Here is a 1,628-nt window from a genome sequence, read left to right on the forward strand (position 1 = left end):
CCTCTGTTGTCTACATCAATATTTCAGAACGTAAAAAGCCATCCTCCAAAGAAGATGGCTTTCCTTTTTCCGACTCCTGTATCCTCGGTTCCTCGTATATATTGAAGCAATTTGTTATTCTTGCCGTGTTAATATCATTGGAACCTAGTTGGATTTTCTTTTCACCAATCCAAATTCCATCTATTTCACTAAAGTGACGCATCTTTAATACATTACGTACTTGTAATACTGTTTTAAGAAATTCAATTTATTGCTCATATGCTTTCAACTTAGGCTCAATAAATATAGTTGAGTAATTAATTTTCGATTTCAAGAATAGCCTCGATTTCTTCTTGGACCTCTCTATTCACCAAAAGAGAACGTTTTTTTCTCAATTCAAGATCCATTTCTTTGTCAATAAAATTATTCGTATGTTTGTCAAAACAATTAAAACAAATAGAGTAAAAGTCGTTTTTCTCTTTCTTTAAAAAATTAAATTCCCACGTTTCAAGTTCCAAATAACTTACTTTATCTTTCGTTTCTTTTCCACATAATTCGCAAGTTGTTTTCATGATAAAAAACCCCTTCATACATCTACTTTTTATTTTTTCCTAGCTGGCGATCTTTAATTCTTTCTAAACGCCCATGATATTTCATTATATTCGCTTGTGATTGTTTGGCATCTTCGCTAGTAGGTTGCAAGTTGGCAATATCCCAGTATTTAATAACTACATCTAATACTTGGTCAAAGTATTGTAGTGGTCCATAATTCGTATCTATTGCAATGGTTTTCATTCTATCGCTAAAGTCTGGCATAACGGCACCTGGCATAGAGAAATTAATAATTACCTTCTCAAAAAAAACAATGAAATTCGGATCAAGTTCAAGATGTGCTTTCACTGTATCGCGATAGAATGCATAATGAAGTGCTTCGTCTTTCGCTACACGTCGAAGTAATGTTGCTAAATCTTTATCGTAATGCCCCGCTACCTTAGCTACATTATTATAAAAAACTAGTGTAGCTAACTCCTGCAAAGTAGTATAAGCCATTGTTGCTAGAGGATTAGTGAAATCTGGAAACCAACCACTTTCAACTACTCGTTTTCTTAACTGATGCAATCTTACCGGATCTACGTTTCGTGTCACCAATAAATACGTTTCAAGTAAGTTAGAATGCTGGTCTTCTTCAGCCGTCCAAGTGCGTACGAAATCATTTATTACTTCCATTGAATTTTTAAATGTATAATCCAAATGCGACGTATACCAAGGTAAATTTACTTCTGTAAGTAATGCTGTTTCTACCGCAATAATTACACCTTCTGGAAGAGTTACTTGACTCTTATCCCAAGGAACTCGTTTAAAGGACATGGCCTTGTCCCATGGGATAAATTCGTGATAGCTCCAGTCGATATTTGCAGAACGTTCTTTATGTAATTGATATAATTCTTTAATGCGCGGTTCTAAGCGTATATCCAAATCTGAATTTAACATTATCTCTTCTCCTTTAGGTGTTTTTCTAACTTTAAACCATTTGAATTTTTTTAACAATTATAATATTAGAAAGTAGATTAACCGGCAAGTAGGATAGATCAATTTTCACAAATTCGGTTTTTTAACTTTTATTATTAAATATAGATAATCCTCTAATA

3 protein-coding genes are annotated in these 1,628 nt (G+C 33.2%); 1 reads left to right on the forward strand and 2 read right to left on the reverse strand.

Annotation, left to right across the window (positions count from 1 at the left end; all coding sequences use genetic code 11):
- A partial coding sequence (locus J7E21_RS15640; protein WP_215109461.1) for a hypothetical protein occupies positions 1 to 197 on the forward strand: 197 nt, incomplete at its 5' end.
- A gap of 99 nt (positions 198 to 296) precedes the next feature.
- On the opposite strand, the gene J7E21_RS15645 is transcribed toward J7E21_RS15640, so the two are convergent.
- The gene (locus tag J7E21_RS15645) at positions 297 to 551 is read right to left on the reverse strand and encodes a hypothetical protein (RefSeq protein ID WP_215109462.1); all 255 of its coding nucleotides are present in this window, start codon (positions 549 to 551) and stop codon (positions 297 to 299) included.
- Positions 552 to 573: 22 nt separating this feature from the next.
- Entirely contained in the window at positions 574 to 1,470 is an 897-nt protein-coding gene (locus tag J7E21_RS15650) for an acyl-ACP desaturase (protein ID WP_215109463.1), read from the reverse strand.
- Positions 1,471 to 1,628: the final 158 nt, after the last annotated feature.

It is taken from the genome of Planococcus sp. ISL-109, assembly GCF_018613655.1.
In the GTDB taxonomy this organism is placed as follows: domain Bacteria; phylum Bacillota; class Bacilli; order Bacillales_A; family Planococcaceae; genus Planococcus.

Bases quoted from the DNA above. Each gene is read 5' to 3' on its own strand.
- J7E21_RS15645 (WP_215109462.1), bottom strand. From the start codon at position 551: ATGAAAACAACTTGCGAATTATGTGGAAAAGAAACGAAAGATAAAGTA.
- J7E21_RS15650 (WP_215109463.1), bottom strand. From the start codon at position 1,470: ATGTTAAATTCAGATTTGGATATACGCTTAGAACCGCGCATTAAAGAA.